We start from the raw sequence: 17578 nt of genomic DNA, 5'->3' as shown, positions 1-17578 counted from the left end.
CCCAGTCCCTGAGACGCCGAGAGGAGGCGAGTCCAGTGATCAGCATCAACACCAGCTCCGTCGTCAAACTGACCGATCGCTCGGCTGTCTCCCTGTGCATTCTCGGCGCCTCGAACCAGGGCACCGGTCTGTCCGGCATGCCTGCCGCACGCCTGGTGTCCTCCCTCGCTCCTGCGGCCTCCGCCGTCCGTGAGCGCGATGAGCGACCGACCAGGGCACCGGAAGCAGTAGTGGCACAGGCGCAGGCCTATGCCTTTGCGGCGACCGGTGCCGGATTCCGGAAGCAGACGACGCAGCACCACCTGATGTGGGCCTTCCGTGGGCCAGAACCCTGGAGTGATCCAGCCTGATTCGATCAGGCCGGCGCCTTCAGGGCCGCGGAACCCCATCCGGGATCCGCGGCCCTTCTGTTTGCCCCGAACGGGGAGCAGGGCGAAGCGCCTCGGGACAAGAAAAGAACCCAGTACCAGGCCGCCACCCGGCCGACCGGCCGGAAACGACCAGACGAGGAAGACGAACCGTGCAACTCGAAGCGCACGCCCCGTCCGTACCGCCTTCCGACACGATCCCCAAGTACGGCTCCACGGAGGACCCGACCTTGACTCCGCTCACCGCGCTCACCGCGCTCGACGACGCCATCGAGAACCTCGGCGTGCCCGTCCCGTGCCGCTCCTACGACCCGGAGGTCTTCTTCGCCGAGTCGCCCGCGGACGTCGAGTACGCCAAGTCCCTGTGCCGCACCTGCCCGCTGGTCGAGGCCTGCCTCGCCGGCGCCAAGGAGCGGCGCGAGCCCTGGGGCGTCTGGGGTGGCGAGCTGTTCGTCCAGGGGGTCGTCGTCGCCCGGAAGCGGCCGCGTGGCCGCCCGCGCAAGAACCCGGTCACGGCATGAACACCCCCGGAACGATCGACCGCCCCCTCACGCACGACCCCCAGAAGCAGGCCCCGATGATGCCGTCCGCCCACGAGCCCGCAGGCTCCGCGACCGAAGACTTCACCACCAGCGGTGCGAACGACTCGCGCCAGAACAGGACCCGAGAGATGCAACTCATCCCAGAAGCCATGGCCCGTGCGCGAATGCACGAGCGACTGCACGAGGCGCAACAGGAGCGCCAGGCCGTGCGCCTGGTGACCGCGCGCCGGATGCAGCGCCGGGCGGAGCGCGCCTCCCGGCGCGCCCGCCGCGCGCTGGCGATGGCGGTCATGCAGTAACCGATCCACCCGAAGCGGTGGCCCCCGGCCGGGGGCCCAGCTCTTCTTCCGGGGGCCGGTCCGTGTCAACGGACCGGCCCCCGCGGTGCGTTGCGCCGGGCACCCCGTTCGCGACGGCGTTACTGTCGCCGGGTGACGAGTCGTTCCGATGGCGGTGACGACGGTCCCGCGGTGGAGCGGGAGCCGCTGGTGTGCGCCCGCTGCGGCATCCGCGCCATGGCCCCGCAGCCGACCTCGACCCTCTCCGTGGAGGACGGCGCCCGTCGGTACTGCCCCGCTTCCGGGGGCGCGCGGTTCACCGGCCGTGCCGGTCATGCCTCCGCGGCGGGTTCCTCCTCCACCGGCTCCTCGGGGACGAACAGCGGCAGCCACTCCTCCAGCTCGTCCCGCAGCCGTACCGTCGCCCCGAGCTGGCAGAGCACACCGATCGTGCTCAGCGTCACCCGGTGGATCAGCAGGTAGGCCGGGGGCAGATTGAGCTGCTTGGCCAGCTGGTAGGCGGGGGAGCGGGGGTCGGCTATCCGGGCGGCCTGGCTGCGCATCCATCCGCGGGTGAAGGTGAACTCGTCGGCCCGGGCCGGTTCGATGATCGGCAGCAGGTAGTCGAGGACCGCGTCGGGGTCCAGCTCGATCGACTCCTTGACGAAGCCCTCCGCGCAGAGCATCTCGTAGACCGCTTCCGCCTCGCCGTCCAGTGTCATGCGCAGCGCTTCGCCGATGGGGGCGGGCAGGCCGCCGGGGAGCCGGTCGACGGTGCCGAAGTCCAGTACACCCAGGCGCCAGTCGTCCTCTCCGTCCGGCCCGCCCGGCAGCAGACGGAAGTTGCCCGGATGGGGATCGGCGTGGAGCAGACGGGTGCGGGCGGGGCCGGAGAACAGGAAACGGGCCAGGAGCTGGCCGGCCCGGTCGCGCTGTGCAGCGGTGCCGCCGGAGATGATCTCCGACAGCGGGATGCCCTCCATCCACTCGGTGATCAGTACCTGTTCGCACTGATGGACCACGCCCGGCACCACGACATCGGGATCGCCGGCGAACTCCTCGGCGTGGGCCCGCTGGGCCTGCGCCTCCAGGCCGTAGTCCAGCTCCTCCGACACACGGTCCCTGAGCTCCGTGATCAGCGGCTTGACGTCCATGCCGGGAATGAGCGGACCCAGCAGCCGGGCGAAGCGGCTCAGCTGGTTCAGGTCGGACAGCAGGGCCTCCCCGGCGCCCGGGTACTGCACCTTGACCGCCACCTCGCGGCCGTCGTGCCACACCGCGCGGTGCACCTGGCCGATCGACGCGGCCGCGGCCGGCTTGTCCTGGAACTCCAGGAACAGCTCCTGCCAGTCCTCGCCGAGCCGCTGACCGAGCACCGCGTGGACGGTGCCGGTCGGCATCGGCGGGGCTGCCTCCTGAAGCTTCGTCAGTGCCGCTCGGTAGGGGCCGGCGACCTCCTCCGGCAGGGCCGACTCGAAGACCGACAGGGCCTGGCCGAACTTCATCGCCCCGCCCTTGAGCTCGCCGAGGACCTTGAACAGCTGCTCGGCGGTGCGCTGCTGGAGCTCGCGGCCGACGATCTCCGCGGACTCGCCCACGATCCGCTTGCCGAGCCCCCAGGTCGCCCGCCCGGCGAAGCCGAGCGGGAGCGCGGCCAGTTTCGCGGTCCGGGTGACCGCCTTCCGGGGAAGATCAGACATGCGCCCTCCAAGTACCTGCCGGCCGCTCCGCGTCCGCCTGACGGGGACACTGGTCCGGCGGCCCTTGCACGGCCATTGTCGCGCGGGACGCCCCGTCCCCGGTGTGTTCTCGCTTACCTTCGCCCGGGCCGCTCCCCGTCCCCTCCCGCGGACCCCTTCCGGCCGCTCCGCAGGGGCAGGCGGTGTGGGGCCACACCGGCCGGGCGTGCCAGTGCAGGCCGGGCAGGGACACCTCCCAGCGCGCGCCGGCCGTGGACGGGACCAGACCGTCCAGGAAGGCGAGCGCGTGGGCGGCCGCCAGCCCCGCCACCGTCATGGCCAGCGTCACATCGCAGGCGCCGGCCCGGCGCCGGCGGCCGGAACGCCACTGGGCGGCCAGCCGGGGCCATGTCGGGTCCCGGTCGACACGGTCCTGCTGGAGACAGCCCGCGCAGCCCGTCTCCCCGGGCAGCACCAGCGGACCCGCCACACCGGTCGCCTCCACCACCCCGGCGTAGAGATGGGGCGTGCCGGAGGCGAGGAGGGGCTCGACGGCCGACGGATCGGGCGCGTGCACGGCGACATCGTCCCGCGGGGCGAGGACCACCAGGGAGTAACCGGGGTCGCCCTCCTCGAGGGGTGACCGGGCGGTGCCGCGCGGCGGCCGGTCCGGTGCCGCCCGGCGCACCGCGCGGCGGGCCGCCTCCTCCCGGCGCTCGCCGACGGCCTCACAGGGCAGCCCGCCCGGCGCGACGTCCCACGGTTCCACCCGGCCCACGTCACGCACCAGCACCTCGCCCACACCGGCCGCCGACAGCAGCGCCGCGACCCCCGCGCCGACCCGGCCCGCGCCCCTCACCTGCACCCGCATGCTGCGACGCGCCGCCAGCCGGCGGAGCGGGTCGCCGGGCTCGGAGGTGGTCAGGCTGAGGGAGGCCAGGTCCGGGCGGAGCCGCTCGAGCACCTCCGGCTTGCCGCGCAGGGCCTCCCCGGCCGGTCCGCCGCCCCGGGAGTCGTCCAGCAGCCCGGCCCGCGAAAGCCGCCGCACGAGCCGGTCGGCGTGACCGTCGGGCAGGTCCATGCGCCGTCCCTCCTCGCGCAGAAGCTCCAGACCGCGGGTGCCGTCGAGCAGGTCGAGGAAGCTGCCCGTGGCCGTGTCCACGGGACCCACCGTCAGGGCGTGCGCCGGTGTCATCCCGAACTGTACGGTGTTGAGATCACGCCAGCCGCGCCTGAGCGCGGGCTTGACCATCGGATGCATGACTGGCCCCCGTATGTCCAGGTTCGTTCCCGTGGGGTGGCCGAGTCCGTCCGCACTCGGGCCACGCGTGACAGCATGCACGGACGGGCCGGAGGCCGTCGAAAGTTGTCCACAGACGCCCGAATTCATCGTATGAATCCGGCGCTCGGTGAGGGGATCGCCACGGAAGCGTCCCGGAGCCAAGACTTCCCCGTGCGCAGCGGGTAACGTCGGGGCGTGCCCGCCGACCCACTGCACCGCGCCGGAACGTCACAGCGCAGCACGACGAGCCAGCCGACGAACGGCTCGAGGGCGAGCGCGATCGAGGTCCGCAGGAGCGCCCGTCGACGCAGGACGGTCTCCGCGTACCGCGAGGGCGATCGCACCGTCGTGCTCATCCCCGCCCGGATGTCCGAGGCGGAGGAGCAGCGCTGGGTGAACGTCATGCTCGACAAGCTGGCCGCCCAGGAGAGCCGGCGCACCCTCGACGACACGGAGCTCGCCGAGCGCGCCCGGCGGCTGTCGGGCCAGTACTTCGACGGGCGGGCCAGGCCCGCCTCCGTGCGCTGGGTCACCAACCAGAACACCCGCTGGGGCTCGTGCACCCCCTCCGAGGGCAGCATCCGCCTGTCCCACCGGCTGCAGGGCATGCCCGAGTACGTCGTCGACTACGTGCTCTGCCACGAACTGGCGCATCTGCTGGTGCCCGGACACGGGCCCCGCTTCTGGCGGCTGCTGGAGGCGTACCCGAGGACCGAGCGGGCCCGCGGCTACCTCGAGGGCGTGGTCGCGGCGGAGCGGCTGCCGCACCTCCCGGGTGCCCGTGACGCGTGAGCGTCCGCCCGCGCGTGAGCGCACCGTAGGCCCCTGTACGCGTTGTGTACCGGGTCTGTACCGACATCATCCGGTGTCGGTGTTTGCCGTTAGCCTGGCGCGACGCACTCACATTCGGGATGGGGGACGGTCGTACGCATGGCCAGGGAATTCCAGCGCGGCCACAAGGCCAGGATCAGTGATCTGACCGCGGGCACGGATCTGTACGTAGGCGTGCAGATCTCCGGCCCGGGGCTGAACTTCGACATCAGCTGCTTCGGTCTCGACGCCGACGAGCGGCTCTCGGACGACCGGTACTTCATCTTCTACAACCAGCCGAAGTCCCCCGAGGAGTCCGTTCAGCTCCTGGGCGCCCAGGCGGGCGACACCGAATCCTTCCGCGTGACGCTGGACCGGATCCCGCAGCAGATCAGGAAGCTGTCCTTCACGGCGACGCTCGACGGCGCCGGGCAGATGTCGCAGGTCGGCCCCGGCTACATCCGTATCGTCGCGGGCGGCGAGGAAGTGGCCCGGTACCCCTTCAGCGGCTCGGAGTTCTCCACCGAGCGGGCCGTGATGCTCGGCGACTTCTACTTCAAGGACGTGTGGCGGTTCGCCGCGGTCGGACAGGGCTTCGACGGCGGGCTCGACGCGCTGCTGAGGAACTTCGGCGGCGAGGTGGCCGAGGACGAGCCGGCCGACCCGCAGCCGCCGCAGGCCGATGCCGCCGCGCCCGGTTTCGCACCGCCCGCCCAGGCCGCCGCGCCTCCCGCGTTCGGCGTACCCGGCGGCGGCGCGCCCATCCCGCCCCCGCCCGCTCCCTCGCCCGCCCCGGCCCCCGCTCCGCAGCCCGCCGCGCAGGGCTTCGCGCCGCCTCCGGGCGCCACCCCGCCGCCGGCCCCCGCGCCCTCCGTCCCGCCGGTGCACTCCGCGCCGACGATCGTCGCACCCCTGCACACCCCGCCCGGTGGCTCCCCGGTACCGCCTCCCGCCCCGGCCCCCGCGCCCTTCGGCCAGCAGCCGCCGCCGTACGGCCAGACCGCCCCGCCGCCCCCGGGATACGGACAGCCCCAGGCACCGCAGGCACCCCCGCCGCCGCCCGGCTACGGCGGCGGACCCACGCCTCCTCCGGGCTACGGGCAGCAGCCCCCTCCCGCCCAGGTGCCTCACCAGCAGGCCCCGTACGGCGCCCCGCAGGGGGCACCGCAGGCCCCCGGCGTCCTCGGCGCGCTCCAGCAGTTCAAGGAGACGCCCACCGGGCAGCGCTGGACGCAGCAGAACAAGAAGCTCGTCCGCGCGGACCTCGGCATCGGCGGGCAGCCCGTGCTGGCCCGGCAGGGCAGCATGGTGCTCTATCAGGGCAAGGTCGACTTCGGCTACAAGGGCGCCGGCTTCTCCGGCCGCATCGTGGGCAACGCCACCGGCCAGGAGATGCAGCTGATGCGCTGCACCGGCCAGGGCCAGGTGTTCTTCGCCGAGGACTCCACGATGCTGCACCCGATCGAGCTCCAGGGCGACGCCGTGTGCGTCTCCGCGGAGAACGTCCTCGCCTTCGACGAGGGCCTCCAGTACGAGGTCCGCCGCATCGAGGGCCACGGCATCCCCGGCGGCGCCCTGTTCACGATGCAGTTCCAGGGCACCGGCACGATCGTCGTCAAGACCCACGGCACGCCCGTGGTCCTCCCCGTCACACCGACCACCTTCGCCGACTGCAACGCCGTGGTCGCCTGGTCGGCCGCCTCCCAGGTGGTCGTCTCCAGCCAGGTGCGGATGCGGCGCAACTCCTACCCCGGCGACACCGGGGAGAGCGTCAACCTGCAGTTCCGGGGCGCACCCGGCAACTTCATCGTCGTCCAGCCGTACGAGATCTGAGGAGCCCGTCATGAACCAGCCACTCGCGGGCTTCGCCCCCGCCCCCGTCACCGCGCGCATGGAGAACCACGGCAACCACATGCTGAAGGTCGCCATGCAGACCGGCAACGACCTCCTCGCGCGCGTGGGTTCGATGGTCGCCTACGAGGGGTTCGTCCAGTACGAGCCCAACCCGCCGGCCGTGCGCCAGATCGCCAAGGACTGGATGACCGGCGAGGGCGCGCCGCTGATGAAGTGCTCCGGCGACGGCCTGCTCTACCTCGCCGACTACGGCGCCAACGTCGTCGTGATCAACCTCAACGGCGACGGCATCTCCGTCAACGCCACCAACCTGCTCGCCTTCGACGCCCACCTCACCTGGGGTGTGGAGCGGGTCAAGGGCCTGGCGAAGTTCGCCGGACAGGGGTTGTGGAACACCAAGATCTCCGGTCAGGGCTGGGTCGCGCTGACCTCGCGCGGCAAGCCGATCGTCGTGGACTGCGGTGGCGGCGACGACGAGACGTACGTCGACCCGGACGCCCTGGTCGCCTGGTCCCCGAACCTCAAGGTGAAGGGCAAGCGCAGCTTCCGCGCCCAGTCGCTGATCGGCCGCGGCAGCGGTGAGGCCTACCAGATGGCCTTCTCCGGTCAGGGCATCGTCGTCGTCCAGCCCAGTGAGGACAGCACCGACCGTCTCCGGGTCCGGGGCTGAGGGGGAGCAACCACATCATGCAGAGCCCGCTTTTCGCCTTCAACGACCAGCAGACCCAGGAGCGCTGGAGCCTGCAGAACCAGCAGATGCTCCGCGTCGCCCTGGAGGGCCACGACGACGTCCTCGCCCGCAAGGGCAGCATGGTCGCCTATCAGGGGCTCATGGAGTTCGACGCCGAGTTCCAGAGCAGCAGTGCCTCCCGCACGCGGGCGCGCACCGGTGAGGGCCTCGACCTGATGCGCTGCCACGGCCAGGGCACGGTCTACCTCGCCAACCTCGCCCAGCGCATCCACATCATGGACGTGGACCACGACGGGCTGACGGTCGACAGCAGCTATGTGCTGGCCATGGACTCCTCGCTGCACCACGAGGTCATCGCCGTGGACAGCCTGTACGGCATCTCCGGCTCCGGGAAGTACCAGCTCAACATCACCGGCAGCGGCAAGGTCGCCCTGATGACCTCGGGCATGCCGTTGCTCATGCAGGTGACGCCGGACAAGTACGTCAACTGCGACGCCGACGCCATCGTCGCCTGGTCCACCTCGCTGCGGGTGCAGATGCAGGCCCAGACCCACTCCTCGGGAGTGTGGCGGCGCCGTGGCAGCACGGGTGAGGGCTGGGAGCTCAGCTTCATGGGCAGCGGCTTCGCGCTCGTCCAGCCCAGCGAGCTGCTGCCGCCGCAGAACGCCCAGGTCGGCTCGGGCCTCGCCGCCCAGTACGGCATGGGGCAGCAGGGCGCCCGCGGCCAGAACCAGGGCAACGTCTGGAGCTGACCGGTGCGGCTGTGCGGGGCGGCCGCCCGGCGGCCGCCCCGCACACGCGTGTCAGGCGCCCAGCCTCGACCGGGCCGCCTCCAGCAGACGCAGGACCGACGCGTCGGCCACGTCCGCGATCTCGTCGTAGGGGAACCAGCGCAGGTCGAGGGACTCGTCGCTGATCGCGTGCGCCGCGTCCGGCGCGGCCACGGCCGCGTACTGGACGTCGAAGTGCCAGTGGCAGGGCGCCGGGATCGGATGCCGGTCCAGACGGACGGGCCCGCCCGCCAGGAGGGTGAGACCCCGGATGCCGGACTCCTCCGTGGCCTCCCGCAGTGCCGCCTGGGCGAGGGAGGCGTCCTGGGGCTCGCAGTGGCCGCCCATCTGGAGCCACATCCGCAGCTTCCGGTGCAGGGTGAGCAGCACCCGGCCGCGCTCCGGGTCGACGACCAGGGCGCTCGCGGTGACGTGGCCCGCCTGGCAGGCCTTCCACATGCCGTCCGGATGCGCGGCGAGGTGGTCCAGGTAGGCCTGGCGCAGCTCCGGCTGGTCCCCGTAGCCCTTGAGCACGAGGACCGCGTCGTCGTACAGGCTCACTCGGTGCCGTCGCCCTTGCTGTCGCCGTCGCCGTCGCCCTCGTCCTTCTTCTTGAGGTCGGGCTTGTCTGCGGCCTCGCCGAGCATCTTGTCCCACTCGGAGAAGTCGATCTGCTCGCGGTGCACGAACCCGTCCGGATCGTCCAGGTCGGTGGCCGTCGGCAGCATGTCCGGGTGCGCCCACAGGGCGTCCCGGCCGTCGACTCCGCGCGCGTCGGTGAGCGAGGCCCACAGCCGCGAGGCGTCGCGCAGCCGGCGCGGACGCAGTTCCAGACCGATCAGCGTGGCGAACGTCTGCTCGGCGGGACCGCCCGAGGCGCGACGGCGGCGCAGGGTCTCGCGCAGCGCGTCGGCCGAGGACAGCCTCGGTTTGGCGGCCGCGTGCACCACCGCGTCGACCCAGCCCTCGACGAGGGCCAGCGCCGTCTCCAGACGGGCCAGGGCCGCCTTCTGCTCCGGCGTGTCCTCCGGCTGGAACATGCCCTGCTGGAGCGCCTCCTGGAGCTGCTCCGGATTCTGCGGATCGAACTGGCCGACCACGTCCTCCAGCTTGCCGGTGTCGACCTTGATCCCGCGGGCGTAACCGTCGACCGCGCCGAACAGGTGCGAGCGCAGCCACGGCACGTGCGCGAACAGACGCTGGTGGGCGGCCTCGCGCAGGGCGAGGTACAGCCGCACCTCCTCCTGCGGGACGCCCAGGTCCTTGCCGAAGGCCTCGATGTTCAGCGGCAGCAGCGCGGCACGGCGGGCCGGGCCCAGCGGAAGACCGATGTCGGACGAACCGACGACCTCCCCGGCGAGCACGCCGACGGCCTGCCCGATCTGCGTGCCGAACATGGCGCCGCCCATGGAGCGCATCATGCCGATCAGCGGGCCGGCCATGGCCTGCATCTCCTCCGGCAGGACGTCACCCATCGCGTTCCCGACGCGCTCGGCGACCGGGTCGACCAGCTCACGCCAGGCCGGCAGGGTGGCCTCGACCCACTCCGCGCGGCTCCAGGCCACGGCGGAGTTGGCGCCCGACGGCAGCGAGGTGGCGTCGTCCAGCCACAGGTCGGCCAGGCGAACGGCGTCCTCCACGGCCTTGCGGTCCGCAGGGCCGACGCTCGCGTCCTTCGAGCCCCCGGCTGTCCCCTGGGAGACCGTCTGGCGGGCGATCTGCTTGGCCATGTCCCAGTTCACGGGCCCGCCCTCGTAGGAGAGCATCTGGCCCAGCTGCTGGAACGCGGCCCCCAGGTCGCCCGGGTTCAGCGACCCGAACATCGCGGCGAACGGATTGTCCGCGCCCGGGCCGCCCAAGCCTCCGGCTCCGGGCATGCCGAAACCGAACGGGTTGGCCGGGCCCTGACCACCGCCGCTCTGCGGGTCCTTCTTCTTGCCCTCGTCGCCGTCGTCCGGCTCCTCCGGCGGAAGGCCGAATCCGAATGGGGTGTCACTCACGGGATTCCTCGGCTTGTAGGGCCACCGGTTCTTTCCGGCGGCACGGCTGCCCGACAACACCACCCAGCGTAGACACCTGGAGCGGTTCGGGCCTCGGTGCTTCGCCGACAGAAGGCCTGCGGCAGGATGGATGCCACCTGGTACGCACGCGTCGCTCGCGCTCGTACTGAAGACAACCGCTGGAGACGCCCGGTGAGTTCCCCAGATCCGCAGGTTCGCGCAGCGCGAAACGAGTCGGCGCGCCCGTCACCCGACCACCGACCCTCGACGGCCGCCCAGGACGCCGAAAGGACGACCGTGCCGCGCGGGCCCGTCGTCGCCGTCACCGGAGCCGCGTCGGGTGTCGGCGCGCTGCTCACCGCGCGGCTCGCCGCGTCGGAGGAGATCAGGCAGGTCGTCGCCCTCGACGAACGGCGCGGCGAGTGCGACGAGGCGCTCTGGCACATCCTGGACGTACGGGACCCGGCCATCGCGGACAAGCTGCGCGGGGCCGACGTGGTGGTCCACCTGGCGCTCGACCTCGATCTGGAGTCCGACGCCGCCGCCCGGACGGCCTACAACGTCCGGGGCACCCAGACCGTGCTGACCGCGGCCGCCGCGGCCGGAGTGCACCGGGTGGTGCTGTGCACCTCGACGATGGTCTACGGGGCGCTGCCGGACAACGGGCTGCCGCTGTCCGAGGACGCGGAACTGCGCGCCACCGCGGAGGCCACCGGCGTCGGCGACCTCCTGGAGATCGAGCGGCTGGCGCGCCGGGCCCCCCGCGCGCACCCCGGACTCAACGTCACCGTGGTCCGCCCCGCCGTGCTGGTCGGGGGCACCGACACCGCACTGACCAGGTACTTCGAGTCGCCTCGGCTGCTGGTGGTGGCCGGATCGCGGCCTGCCTGGCAGTTCTGCCACGTCGACGACCTGTGCAGCGCTCTGGAATACGCCGTGCTGGAGAAGGTCGAGGGCGAGCTGGTCGTCGGCTGCGACGGCTGGCTGGAGCAGGAGGAGGTCGAGGAGCTCAGCGGCATCCGGCGGATGGAGCTGCCGTCGGCGGTCGCGCTCGGCGCGGCGGCCCGGCTCCACCGGATCGGGCTCACCCCGTCCCCGGCCGGGGACCTGGCGTACACGATGTACCCCTGGGTGGTCAGCGGGAGCAGGCTGTACGACGCCGGGTGGCGGCCCGCGCACACCAACGAGGAGGTGCTCGAGGAGCTGCTGGAGGAGGTGGCCGGCCGGCACACGGTCGCCGGCCGGCGGCTGGGCCGCAAGGACGCGACGGCCGCGGGCGCGGCGGGCGCGACGGTGGCCCTGCTGGGCGCGGCCGCGGTGGTGCGCCGGGCCAGGAAGGCACGCCGGCGCATCTGACCGCCGGCGCCGGGCCGGTCCCCGGACGAGGCTCCGGAGCGGCCGCCCGCGGGTGCCGGGCGGCGGCTCTGTTCCGCGCCGCCGCCGCGGTGGGGCACGATGGTGCCATGGCATCCACGCACGATCACCCGGGTGAGCAGGCGGCACAGGACGCGATCAGGCTGATCGCGATCCGGGACACGCCGCTGTCGGTGGACGAGGTCCTCGGGGCGGTCGGGGACGACGCGGCCGGCGGGACGGCGCTCTTCGTGGGGACCGTGCGCAACCACGACGGCGGCGCGGACGTCGACGCGCTCGGCTATTCGTGTCATCCCAGCGCCGAGGACGAGATGCGGCGGATCGCGGGGAAGATCGTCGCCGAGTACCCCGTCCGGGCGCTCGCCGCCGTCCACCGTGTGGGCGATCTCGAGGTCGGCGACCTCGCCGTGGTCGTCGGCGTGTCGTGCCCGCACCGGGGGGAGGCCTTCGAGGCCTGCCGGAAACTGATCGACGACCTCAAGCACGAGGTGCCGATCTGGAAGCACCAGACGTTCTCCGACGGCACCGAGGAGTGGGTCGGCGTGTAGGGGGCGGGGCGGCGCGCCGTTCCGCTGCGGGGACCGGCCGGAGCGGCGGCGGGACGTCCGGTTGCGGAACCCCACCCCCGAGGTGAGCGTTGTCACTGCGGATGGTTAATCTGCTGATCAGTCATTTGCGGACGCTCATGGTTGGGAGGTCGGCATGGGGGCTCTCGCCTGGTTGCTGATTCCGCTGGTGGCCGCGATCGGAGCGGGGCTGTGGGGCAGTTGGGCCAACAGGACCCGCAAGGTCCGCAGCGACGGGCCCGAACTCATCGGTTACGCCCGGTTCCGCGAGGCCATGGAGAAACCGCGCTCGGATCGCTGAGAGCGGGAGAACAGCAGGTCGCGGCGGACAGCAGGGCAGGGGCCGCCCGTCCGGGCGGCCCTGACGGTGCGCCGACAGGCCGGTCCCGTACTGTCGAGGCATGCCACGCCGCACCGCGACGATGCTCGCCTCCACCCTGATGCTGATCGCGCTGCTGTGCACGGGAGTCTTCATCCCCGTGCCGTACGCGGAGATGTCGCCGGGGCCGACGGTGAACACGCTCGGCGAGCACGACGGGGAGCCGGTGCTGAACATCGCCGGCCGCAAGACCTATCCCGCGGACGGTCACCTCAACATGACGACGGTGCGCGTCACCGGCGCCGACTACCGGATGAACCTCGTCGAGGCCGTGTACGGATGGCTGGCGCACGACAGCAAGGTCGTGCCGCACGAGACCCTCTACCCCGACGGCAAGACGGAGGAGGAGTCCACCCAGGAGAACGCCGAGGAGTTCAGCCAGTCCCAGGAGAGCGCCAAGGTCGCGGCGCTGAAGGCGCTGGACGTCCCGGTGGAGTCGTGGGTGATCGTCGCGACGGTGGTCAAGGGGTCGCCGGCCGAGGGCAAGCTGCACGCGGGCGACGTGATCAAGAGTGTCGACGGCACGGCCGTGAAGGAGCCGGCCGACGTCGCGGATCTGGTGACCGAGCACAAGCCCGGCGAGGACGTCGTCTTCACGATCGTCCCCGCCAAGGAGCAGGCCGCCGCGGAGAAGGAGAAGCGGGCGCCGGAGAAGACCGAGAAGGTCACCATCACCACCGCGACGTCCGACGACTCCGGCGAGAAGCGCGCCATCGTCGGGATCTCCGCCGGGACCGACCACACCTTCCCGTTCAGCATCGACATCAAGCTCGCCGACGTGGGCGGGCCGAGCGCGGGCCTGATGTTCGCCCTCGGCATCTACGACAAGCTCACCCCGGGCAGCCTGACCGGCGGCGCGTTCGTCGCCGGGACCGGCACCATCGGCGACGACGGCAAGGTCGGGCCGATCGGCGGGATCGAGATGAAGACGGTCGGCGCGCGCGACAAGGGCGCCGAGTACTTCCTCACGCCCGCCGCCAACTGCGCGTCCGCCGCCAGGGACGTCCCCGAGGGCCTCACCCTGGTGAAGGTGGACACCATCGACGACGCCCTGGGCGCGCTGGAGGACATCCGCTCCGGCGACACCGCCGGCCTGCCGGCGTGCACGGCGTCCTGACCGACGGGCCTACTCCGCGAACGTCGCCGTCAGCGCCTCCGCCAGACCCGGCACCAGATCGGAGCCGGTGAGGACCTCCGTGGGGGAGTCCTTCTCGCGCAGCCGCAGCGCGGACTCGCGGGCGCCGTCGCGCAGCACCGCGACCGTCATGCGGACCTCCTGACGCTCCGGGTGCTGGGCCACCCACTTGGTCAGCGCGGCCTCACCGAGGTCCTTCGGGACCTGGGCCTCCGCCGACGGGGGCAGCATCAGACGCTCCACGGTCAGGGCGCAGCCGGCCACCGCCTCGGGCCAGGCGATGGTGCCCAGGAACTCGTCGAGCGGCTTGCCCGCCGGAATCCTGTCCTGCTCGATCGGGGTGTAGGCGGTGGTCTCCTGCTCGCCGCCGGTGCCGAGACGGCCCGCGAGCGAGGGCTGCTCGGCCCGCAGCCGGGCGGTGTCGACGAGGGCGAACAGGCGAGCGGGCTGGTCCCAGCCGAGCCCGGAGGCGTACTCGTCGATCTCGAGTACGGCCCGGGTGAGCGGGTTCGCGGCCATGGGTGTGTTGGACATGGTCACAATCCTCTCTCGTTCCTTGCCGGAATCGGGAACCGAGTAAAGCGTAGGTAAGTTGCATAGGTGTGGGCCCGCGATCACGGGGGGCCACACACGGTCCGTGGAACCGCGGGCCTGACGAATCGACAGCGACTTTCGAGGTGCCTACCTTGGCTTTCCAGATGCCGGACCGCGGCGGAGGCCCGACGGGGCCACGGATCAGAGTGGGCCGCCCGTCCCGGCGGGTCCGGACCCTGCTGATGACACTGGGCGTCCTGGCCGTCCTCGGCATGGTGTTCACCATGTTCGCGGGCTTCTGGACGGACTGGCTGTGGTATCGCTCGGTCCATTACTCGTCCGTCTTCACGACGACCCTGTGGACCAAGATCGGGCTGTTCTTCGTCTTCGGTCTCCTGATGGCCCTGGCGGTCGGTTTCAACATCTGGCTGGCCCACCGCATGCGGCCGCCGCTGAGCGCCATGTCGATGGAGCAGCAGAACCTCGACCGGTACCGGATGGGCATCGCCCCGTACAAGAAGTGGCTGCTGCTCGGCATCACCGCGCTGGTCGGTCTGATCGCCGGCGCTTCGGCGTCCGGCCAGTGGCGGACCTGGCTGATGTGGGTCAACGGCGTGGCGTTCGGCCAGAAGGACCCGCAGTTCAACCTCGACGTCTCCTTCTACGCCTTCGACCTGCCGTGGTACCGCTTCATGCTGGGCTTCGGCTTCGCCGCCACGATCCTGGCGCTGATCGCCGCCGCGCTCACCCACTACCTGTACGGCGGGCTGCGCATCACCAGCCCGGGCGCGCGTGCGACCGCGGCGGCCACCGGGCACCTGTCGGTGCTCCTCGGCGTGTTCGTCACGCTGAAGGCGGTCGCGTACTGGCTCGACCGGTACGGACTGGCGGTGAAGTCCAGCGACTTCAAGGCGACCGACAGCTGGACGGGCCTGAGGTACGTCGACGCGAACGCGTATCTGCCGGCCAAGACGATCCTGTTCTGCATCGCCGTGATCTGCGCGCTGCTGTTCTTCGCCACCCTGTGGCGGCGCACCTGGCAGCTGCCCGTGATCGGTTTCGGCCTGATGGTGCTGTCGGCGATCCTGATCGGCGGCCTGTACCCGGCGATCGTGCAGAAGTTCCAGGTCCAGCCGAACGAGCAGGCCAAGGAAGCGCCGTACGTCGAGAAGAACCTCAAGGCCACGCGTGAGGCCTACGGGATCAACGACTCGCAGGTCACCGAGTACCCGGGCACGGCGCAGACCGAGGACGCGACCAAGCTGCGCAAGGACGTCGACGACGCGGCGAGCATCCGCATCATGGACCCGAACGTCGTCTCGCCGACCTTCCAGCAGCTCCAGCAGATCAGGAACTACTACGCGTTCCCGACCAACCTGGACGTCGACCGGTACATGATCGACGGCAAGGAGCAGGACACGGTCATCGGCCTGCGCGAGCTGAACTACAACGGCATCCCGAAGCGGAACTGGATCAACGACCACTTCCGCTACACCCACGGCTACGGTGTCGTCGCCGCGGAGGGCACCACCGCCGACGCCGGCGGCCGTCCGGCGTTCACTGAGTCGGACCTGCCGTCCAAGGGCGAGCTGGGCGAGTACGAGCAGCGCGTCTACTACGGCGAGCGGACGACGACGTACTCGATCGTCGGCGGTCCCCAGAAGGAGATCGACTACTCCGACGACAGCGGCGAGAAGACGTACAGCTACAAGGGCGACAGCGGGGTCAACCTCGCCAACCCGGTCAACCGGGCGGCGTACGCGGTCGCGTTCAGCGAGCCGCAGATCCTGTACTCCGGCGCGATCGGTGACGGTTCGCGGATCCTGTACAACCGCACGCCCAAGGAGCGCGTCGAGGCGATCGCCCCGTGGCTGACCATCGACGGCGACGCCTACCCGGCGGTGGTGGACGGCCGGATCCAGTGGATCGTCGACGCCTACACCACGACCAACGGCTATCCGTACGCCTCGCGGACGACCCTCGGTGACACCACGGCCGACTCGCTGACCGCCACCAACGACCAGCGTGCGGTGGTGGCCCAGCAGAACCAGGTCAACTACATCCGCAACTCGGTGAAGGCGACCGTCGACGCGTACAGCGGCGAGGTCAAGCTCTACCAGTGGGACACCAAGGACCCGGTCCTCAAGACGTGGATGAAGGCGTTCCCGGGCACGGTGGAACCGAAGAAGGAGATCTCGGGCGACCTGATGGCGCACCTGCGCTACCCGCAGGACCTGTTCAAGGTGCAGCGCGAACTGCTGACCCGCTACCACGTGAAGGACGCCAACACGTTCCTCTCCGGCAGCGAGGTGTGGCAGGTGCCGGACGACCCGACGAACAAGACCGGCGACGCGGTGCCGCCGTACTACCTGAGCATGAAGATGCCGGACCAGCAGGAACAGGTCTTCTCGCTCACCACGACGTTCACTCCCAACGGACGTGACAACCTCAGCGCCTTCATGGCGGTGAACGCCGATCCCGGCACCGAGGACTACGGGAAGATCAGAGTCCTGAAGCTGCCGACGAGTACGACCGTCTCCGGACCGAAGCAGGTCCAGAGCCAGTTCAACTCCCAGCAGGACATCGCCGAGACGATCAGGCTGCTGAGGGGCGGCGACTCGGAGGTCGAGTACGGCAACCTCCTGACCGTCCCGCTCGACGGGGGACTGCTCTACGTGGAGCCGGTGTATGTGCGCGGTGGCGGACTGAAGTACCCGCTGCTGCGGAAGGTGCTGGTGACCTACGGCGGTCAGACCGCGTTCGAGGACACCCTCGAACAGGCCCTGGACAAAATCTTCGGGGGAGAGGGAACGCCGGTCGAGCCACCACCGGGCGAGGACGAGGGAACGGGTGAGGACGAGGGCACCACGCCACCGCCCACCACCGAGGACCCCTCGGTCCAGAAGGCTCTGGACGACGCCCAGAAGGCGTTCGACGCCGGCCAGGAAGCCCTGAAGAACAATGACTGGGAGGCCTACGGCAAGGCGCAGAAGGACCTGGAGGACGCGCTCCGCAGGGCCGAGGAGGCCCAGTCGACCGAAGGGGGCGGCGGCGCGCAGAGCAGTCCCGGCGCCACCGCGAGCCCCAGCGGTTAGCGAGCGGGCTGGTCAAAGGCCCACCCCGTGCCGTGCTACGGTTGCAACACAACGGCGCGGGGTGGAGCAGCTCGGTAGCTCGCTGGGCTCATAACCCAGAGGTCGCAGGTTCAAATCCTGTCCCCGCTACTGACGTCGCGCAGTCGCGACACCAAAGGCCCGGATTCCCAACGGAGTCCGGGCCTTTGTGATGGGTGAACGCATGTACCTGGACCGTCGAC

At 71.2% G+C, this 17578-nt stretch carries 17 protein-coding genes and 1 tRNA gene; 13 read left to right on the top strand and 5 right to left on the bottom strand.

The features are described from left to right. The first annotated feature begins 35 nt into the window (after positions 1-35). From ACZ6A9_RS01030 to ACZ6A9_RS01020, 3 genes are all read left to right on the top strand, one after another. On the top strand, positions 36-350 hold the full coding sequence (locus ACZ6A9_RS01030) for a hypothetical protein (RefSeq protein ID WP_468976062.1): 315 nt from the start codon (positions 36-38) through the stop codon (positions 348-350). Between the two features lie 170 nt (positions 351-520). Beyond that, a complete protein-coding gene (locus ACZ6A9_RS01025; RefSeq protein WP_189559311.1) occupies positions 521-889 on the top strand; it encodes a WhiB family transcriptional regulator in 369 nt (122 codons plus the stop codon). Then, positions 886-1209, top strand: coding sequence for a hypothetical protein (locus ACZ6A9_RS01020; RefSeq protein ID WP_189559310.1), 324 nt, complete (start codon positions 886-888; stop codon positions 1207-1209). The genes ACZ6A9_RS01025 and ACZ6A9_RS01020 overlap by 4 nt, the downstream gene beginning before the upstream one ends. Positions 1210-1520: 311 nt before the next feature. Here the strand turns inward: ACZ6A9_RS01020 and ACZ6A9_RS01015 are convergent, their stop codons facing one another. Continuing rightward, positions 1521-2888, bottom strand: a complete 1368-nt coding sequence (locus ACZ6A9_RS01015) for an ABC1 kinase family protein (protein WP_468976059.1) — start codon at positions 2886-2888, stop codon at positions 1521-1523. Beyond that, a complete protein-coding gene (locus ACZ6A9_RS01010) occupies positions 2881-4128 on the bottom strand; it encodes a ThiF family adenylyltransferase (protein ID WP_468976057.1) in 1248 nt (415 codons plus the stop codon). Before ACZ6A9_RS01010 ends, ACZ6A9_RS01015 begins: the two co-directional genes overlap by 8 nt. 216 nt (positions 4129-4344) lie before the next feature. On the opposite strand from ACZ6A9_RS01010, the gene ACZ6A9_RS01005 reads away from it, so the two are divergent. The 4 genes from ACZ6A9_RS01005 to ACZ6A9_RS00990 all read left to right on the top strand — a co-directional run bounded on the left by ACZ6A9_RS01005 (position 4345) and on the right by ACZ6A9_RS00990 (position 8256). After that, on the top strand, positions 4345-4941 hold the full coding sequence (locus tag ACZ6A9_RS01005) for a M48 metallopeptidase family protein (RefSeq protein ID WP_468976055.1): 597 nt from the start codon (positions 4345-4347) through the stop codon (positions 4939-4941). 138 nt (positions 4942-5079) lie between these two features. Next, a complete protein-coding gene (locus ACZ6A9_RS01000; protein WP_468976053.1) occupies positions 5080-6792 on the top strand; it encodes a TerD family protein in 1713 nt (570 codons plus the stop codon). A 10-nt stretch (positions 6793-6802) separates the two neighbouring features. After that, positions 6803-7483: an AIM24 family protein gene (locus ACZ6A9_RS00995; protein WP_468976051.1), complete on the top strand. Its 681-nt coding sequence runs from the start codon at positions 6803-6805 to the stop codon at positions 7481-7483. A gap of 17 nt (positions 7484-7500) precedes the next feature. After that, a complete protein-coding gene (locus ACZ6A9_RS00990; RefSeq protein WP_468976049.1) occupies positions 7501-8256 on the top strand; it encodes an AIM24 family protein in 756 nt (251 codons plus the stop codon). A 51-nt stretch (positions 8257-8307) separates the two neighbouring features. Here the strand turns inward: ACZ6A9_RS00990 and ACZ6A9_RS00985 are convergent, their stop codons facing one another. Next, positions 8308-8835 (bottom strand): NUDIX hydrolase, encoded by a 528-nt coding sequence (locus ACZ6A9_RS00985; protein WP_468976046.1) that lies wholly within the window; start codon positions 8833-8835, stop codon positions 8308-8310. Then, entirely contained in the window at positions 8832-10274 is a 1443-nt protein-coding gene (locus ACZ6A9_RS00980; RefSeq protein WP_468976044.1) for a zinc-dependent metalloprotease, read from the bottom strand. Before ACZ6A9_RS00980 ends, ACZ6A9_RS00985 begins: the two co-directional genes overlap by 4 nt. A gap of 192 nt (positions 10275-10466) precedes the next feature. Between ACZ6A9_RS00980 and ACZ6A9_RS00975 the strand changes: the two genes are divergently transcribed. The 4 genes from ACZ6A9_RS00975 to ACZ6A9_RS00960 all read left to right on the top strand — a co-directional run bounded on the left by ACZ6A9_RS00975 (position 10467) and on the right by ACZ6A9_RS00960 (position 13710). Beyond that, positions 10467-11630 carry an SDR family oxidoreductase gene (locus tag ACZ6A9_RS00975; protein ID WP_468976042.1) on the top strand — a complete coding sequence of 388 codons (1164 nt, stop codon included), beginning with the start codon at positions 10467-10469 and terminating at the stop codon, positions 11628-11630. A 107-nt stretch (positions 11631-11737) separates the two neighbouring features. After that, entirely contained in the window at positions 11738-12196 is a 459-nt protein-coding gene (locus ACZ6A9_RS00970; RefSeq protein ID WP_468976040.1) for a molybdenum cofactor biosynthesis protein MoaE, read from the top strand. Between the two features lie 154 nt (positions 12197-12350). Beyond that, positions 12351-12515: a hypothetical protein gene (locus tag ACZ6A9_RS00965; protein WP_190097127.1), complete on the top strand. Its 165-nt coding sequence runs from the start codon at positions 12351-12353 to the stop codon at positions 12513-12515. 100 nt (positions 12516-12615) lie between these two features. After that, positions 12616-13710: a YlbL family protein gene (locus tag ACZ6A9_RS00960; RefSeq protein WP_468976037.1), complete on the top strand. Its 1095-nt coding sequence runs from the start codon at positions 12616-12618 to the stop codon at positions 13708-13710. Positions 13711-13719: 9 nt separating this feature from the next. Here the strand turns inward: ACZ6A9_RS00960 and ACZ6A9_RS00955 are convergent, their stop codons facing one another. Beyond that, a complete protein-coding gene (locus ACZ6A9_RS00955; protein WP_468976035.1) occupies positions 13720-14262 on the bottom strand; it encodes a PPA1309 family protein in 543 nt (180 codons plus the stop codon). Positions 14263-14426: 164 nt separating this feature from the next. Here ACZ6A9_RS00955 and ACZ6A9_RS00950 point away from each other — a divergent pair, with 164 nt between their 5' ends. Together ACZ6A9_RS00950 and ACZ6A9_RS00945 are read left to right on the top strand one after the other, a co-directional pair. Next, on the top strand, positions 14427-17357 hold the full coding sequence (locus ACZ6A9_RS00950; protein WP_468977913.1) for a UPF0182 family membrane protein: 2931 nt from the start codon (positions 14427-14429) through the stop codon (positions 17355-17357). Positions 17358-17412: 55 nt separating this feature from the next. Next, positions 17413-17486, top strand: a tRNA-Met gene (locus tag ACZ6A9_RS00945). The last annotated feature ends 92 nt before the right edge of the window (positions 17487-17578 follow it).

This window comes from Streptomyces sp. NPDC041124 (assembly GCF_055592385.1).
This window is presented reverse-complemented; position numbering and strand designations above follow the sequence as displayed.

What these genes read in the sequence shown, in the direction of transcription:
- ACZ6A9_RS00955 (WP_468976035.1), bottom strand. Translation starts at nt 14,262, where the DNA reads ATGTCCAACACACCCATGGCCGCGAACCCGCTCACCCGGGCCGTACTC.
- ACZ6A9_RS00960 (WP_468976037.1), top strand. Translation starts at nt 12,616, where the DNA reads ATGCCACGCCGCACCGCGACGATGCTCGCCTCCACCCTGATGCTGATC.
- ACZ6A9_RS00995 (WP_468976051.1), top strand. Translation starts at nt 6,803, where the DNA reads ATGAACCAGCCACTCGCGGGCTTCGCCCCCGCCCCCGTCACCGCGCGC.
- ACZ6A9_RS01020 (WP_189559310.1), top strand. Translation starts at nt 886, where the DNA reads ATGAACACCCCCGGAACGATCGACCGCCCCCTCACGCACGACCCCCAG.
- ACZ6A9_RS00990 (WP_468976049.1), top strand. Translation starts at nt 7,501, where the DNA reads ATGCAGAGCCCGCTTTTCGCCTTCAACGACCAGCAGACCCAGGAGCGC.
- ACZ6A9_RS00965 (WP_190097127.1), top strand. Translation starts at nt 12,351, where the DNA reads ATGGGGGCTCTCGCCTGGTTGCTGATTCCGCTGGTGGCCGCGATCGGA.
- ACZ6A9_RS00970 (WP_468976040.1), top strand. Translation starts at nt 11,738, where the DNA reads ATGGCATCCACGCACGATCACCCGGGTGAGCAGGCGGCACAGGACGCG.
- ACZ6A9_RS01010 (WP_468976057.1), bottom strand. Translation starts at nt 4,128, where the DNA reads ATGCATCCGATGGTCAAGCCCGCGCTCAGGCGCGGCTGGCGTGATCTC.
- ACZ6A9_RS00950 (WP_468977913.1), top strand. Translation starts at nt 14,427, where the DNA reads ATGCCGGACCGCGGCGGAGGCCCGACGGGGCCACGGATCAGAGTGGGC.
- ACZ6A9_RS01015 (WP_468976059.1), bottom strand. Translation starts at nt 2,888, where the DNA reads ATGTCTGATCTTCCCCGGAAGGCGGTCACCCGGACCGCGAAACTGGCC.
- ACZ6A9_RS01000 (WP_468976053.1), top strand. Translation starts at nt 5,080, where the DNA reads ATGGCCAGGGAATTCCAGCGCGGCCACAAGGCCAGGATCAGTGATCTG.